Raw genomic sequence first — 3,326 nt, 5'->3', positions numbered from 1 at the left:
ATCACGAATTGCGCCCGTTCGGCATTCGCGTTTCGTTGGTGGAGCCTGCCTATACCCGCACGTCATTCGAGGACAATCTCGCCGCCCCCGATCAGTTGCTTGAAATCTATGACTCCGCGCGCGCTGGCATGACTGTAGCCGTGCGGAAAGCGATGGAAACAGGCGATGCGCCCGAAGTGGTAGCCAAGACCGTTTTGGCCGCTGCGACCGATCCCGCTCCAAAAAAACGCTATGCGGCGGGAAAGATGGCGCGCCAGGTCAGTCTCCTGCGCCGCTTCGTCCCCGCGTCCGCCTTCGACAAAAGCCTGCGAAAGCAGCTCGGGCTGCCGGTCTGACGATTTCGGCTGCAGACAAACGAGGTCTTCGAATCCAGATGCTGGTAAGAGATAACCAACGTTCACATTGAGTAGAGGGCGCAATTCAAAATGGCTCCTCATCCAAGACAACGGAGCAGAAACCGCCGATCCGAGGAGTGGGGAGAAAGGCGATAGCGCTCTCCCGCTACCAAAATCTGTTTAACTCACCAAATAAGAAATCTCCCCCGTGGGCAGCGCTCACAGAGGGAGCAACGCAGTCAATGGGCAGGGATGTCGTTGCGATCCCAGAAATCCCTCGCACGGCGAGTGGCTTCGCAAAACGATCAAATGTCGATGACGGTGGAGCTGGAGTGGGCAGCACATTGGCGCATGCTCGATTTGATTGTAGCGCACCGATCCTCGATGCCGTCGATCTCTAATTCGGCGATTGAACTATGCCGTCATCTGCTTGAGCGCCTTGAGCAGGCGCAGATGCGTGTGGGAGTGGTAGTGCCTGACATGCACGGACGAATAGATCGGATGTGAGATCTTCGGCGCATCGGCAACCAGCTGCGCCACGCCCTCCTGCCGCAATTTCGTCGCCACCGTCTCGGTGACGAAGGCGGTGCCGCCCCGGCTTCGCAGSAGGTAGGYGACGGCGCCGCCATTTCCTGTSGACASCGGGACGTTTTCCAGYTCCGGCAGCATCTGCCTGTGRGCGCGRTTGAAGAAGGCGGAATAGTTGGCGCGGATATAGTCCGCCGGCGTGACCGCGTCGAAKRCRACACCGCGCGTYGACACCATGACGAAATTCTCTTCGGCGATCTGCTCGTAATGCATGTCGGGAAGATGTTGTGGCGAGTAGAGCACCGCCAGGTCGAGGCTCCCGGTCGTCAGGTCCAGGATCATCTGGTTCGAATAGTCGATCTCGACATAGATCGCCAGTTTGGGCATCGTCTTCCGCACCCACTCCAGCCACCCCTCCAGCACGCGCTCATAGAGTTCGAACTGGATGCCGATGCGGATGAGCTGGTCGAACTTGCCGACCGACTGGATCTCGCGGCGGGCATCGAGCCATCTGAGCTTGACGGCGCGCGCATGGTCCTCAAAGCGGATGCCGGCGACGGTCGGCTCGGTGCCGCTCTTGCCGCGGATGAACAGCTGTTTGTCGAGCAGCGCTTCCAGCGAACGGATGCGGCTCGAAACGGTCGACTGGGTGATGCCCAGCCGCTCCGCCGTGCGGTTGAAGTTGCGGGTCTCGATCAGGTCCAGGAACGTGTCGAGCAGTTCGATCTGCATCTCGGCCACCCAGCAAAAGCTTCGCAATGGCTACCGCTTTTTGGCCAGGCCCGACAATGGMTAATCGGAATCTTCGATTAACATCCCATGCCGGGTTGCGTTGCCGGACATCGCCTTCAGGCGCAGATTTGCGGCATCTTTCAAACATCCGCCGCGGCAGGTCATCCATCCATGTTCATCGTCGACACCGACGTCCACAATTACTGGTCCAGTGCCGAGGTCCTGCTTCCCTATCTCGAACCCTATTGGCGCGACTTCCTGGTTCGTGGCGAAAAGCCGGGGCCGGCGGGAAGCTTTCCGCACGGCCACCGCCCTTGGCTGCATCCCGAGGGATTTTCGCGGCATGACATCCGGCCGCAGACCGAAGAGGACAATTATCTGATCATGAAGGAGAAACACCTCGATCTCTACGACATCGACGTGGCAATCCTCACCGCCGACGAGCCGCTGGAAGCCTCGACGCTGGCCAACTACCACTACGCCAACGCTCTGGTGAAAGCCTATAACGACTACATGATCGACTGGTGGCTGCCGAAGGACCGGCGCTTCAAGGGATCGATCATCATTTCGCCGACCGACCCGCACGGCGCAGCCGCCGAGATCCGCCGTCTCGGCGCCCACAAGGACATCGTCCAGGTGCTGGCCAGCCACGGCTCGCAACGCCCTTACGGCGATCCGTTCTATCATCCGATCTTCGAGGCCTGCGCCGAAGTCGGRCTGCCCTTCGCCATCCATTTCGGCGGCCAGGGYGGCGTCAAYCACAATGCCATCGCCAGCGGCCCGACRACCTATTACTGGGAAACRCAYGCGCTGCTCAGCCAGCCGGCSATGACCCATGTCGTCAGCATGATCTCCAACGGCGTGTTCGAGAAATATCCCGACCTCTATTTCGTCGTCATCGAATGCGGCGTGTCCTGGGTGCCATCGCTGATGTGGCGGCTCGATGCCAACTTCAAGGCGCTGCGCAAGGAGACGCCATGGCTGAAGATGCTGCCGTCGGAATATTGCCGCCGCAACATCCGCTTCAGCACCCAGCCGCTCGAACAGCCACAAAACGTCCGGCATCTCTGGGAAACGCTGGAGCACATGGATGGCCAGAACACGCTGCTTTTTGCCTCCGACTATCCGCACTGGGACTTTGACGCGCCGACCAACATCCACATCCCGCCGGCCTGGCGCGACAAGGTGATGGGGCTGAATGCGCTGGAGGTCTACAAGCGGATCGAGGCCCCAGCCGCCAGCGCGAGGGTCGCGTGATGACGGCCACCGCAGCAGCCGCACCAGTGCGAGGCCGCACCTTTGCCTGCAAGGTCGAAGAGGTCGCGATCGGGCAACCCAGGATCGTCGCCTTCGGTCGCATGAGCATCGGCATATTCCAGCTCGACGACGGCTATGCCGCCTTGCTCAACATTTGCCCGCACCGGGCGGGCCGGCTTTGCGAAGGGCCGGTATGCGGAACCACCAGACCGACCGACCGGGCGGAGTTCGTCTATGAGCGCGCGGGCGAAATCGTTCGCTGTGCCTGGCACGGCTGGGAATTCGAGATCAGGTCGGGAAAATGCCTCGTCGACGACCGGCTCAAGGCGCGGACATTCCCGGTCGAGGTCGTCGGCGAMGACCTCTATCTMGAGCTCGGCCGCTAGGCGGAAGGTGACGACAATGGAAACGGTAAAATTCACCCAGATGAAGGATGGCGACCGCGAGGATTACGCTTTCCTAACCGATCATGAG

4 protein-coding genes are annotated in these 3,326 nt (G+C 60.6%); 3 read left to right on the top strand and 1 reads right to left on the bottom strand.

Annotated elements, in window-relative coordinates; all coding sequences use genetic code 11:
- A partial coding sequence (locus AC1DX0_RS33295) for a Rossmann-fold NAD(P)-binding domain-containing protein (RefSeq protein ID WP_477358611.1) occupies positions 1–335 on the top strand: 335 nt, incomplete at its 5' end.
- 414 nt (positions 336–749) lie between these two features.
- Here AC1DX0_RS33295 and AC1DX0_RS33290 read toward each other — a convergent pair.
- Positions 750–1,595 (bottom strand): LysR family transcriptional regulator, encoded by an 846-nt coding sequence (locus AC1DX0_RS33290; RefSeq protein WP_477358609.1) that lies wholly within the window; start codon positions 1,593–1,595, stop codon positions 750–752.
- 171 nt (positions 1,596–1,766) lie between these two features.
- Here AC1DX0_RS33290 and AC1DX0_RS33285 point away from each other — a divergent pair, with 171 nt between their 5' ends.
- Positions 1,767–2,852 carry an amidohydrolase family protein gene (locus AC1DX0_RS33285; protein ID WP_258581788.1) on the top strand — a complete coding sequence of 362 codons (1,086 nt, stop codon included), beginning with the start codon at positions 1,767–1,769 and terminating at the stop codon, positions 2,850–2,852.
- Positions 2,852–3,238: a Rieske (2Fe-2S) protein gene (locus AC1DX0_RS33280; protein ID WP_477358607.1), complete on the top strand. Its 387-nt coding sequence runs from the start codon at positions 2,852–2,854 to the stop codon at positions 3,236–3,238. The genes AC1DX0_RS33285 and AC1DX0_RS33280 overlap by 1 nt, the downstream gene beginning before the upstream one ends.
- Positions 3,239–3,326 lie beyond the last annotated feature (88 nt).

The organism is Mesorhizobium sp. P3_A9 (assembly GCF_056402975.1).
Note: the sequence above shows the minus strand (reverse complement) of the source record. Positions and strands in the feature narration are given on the sequence as shown.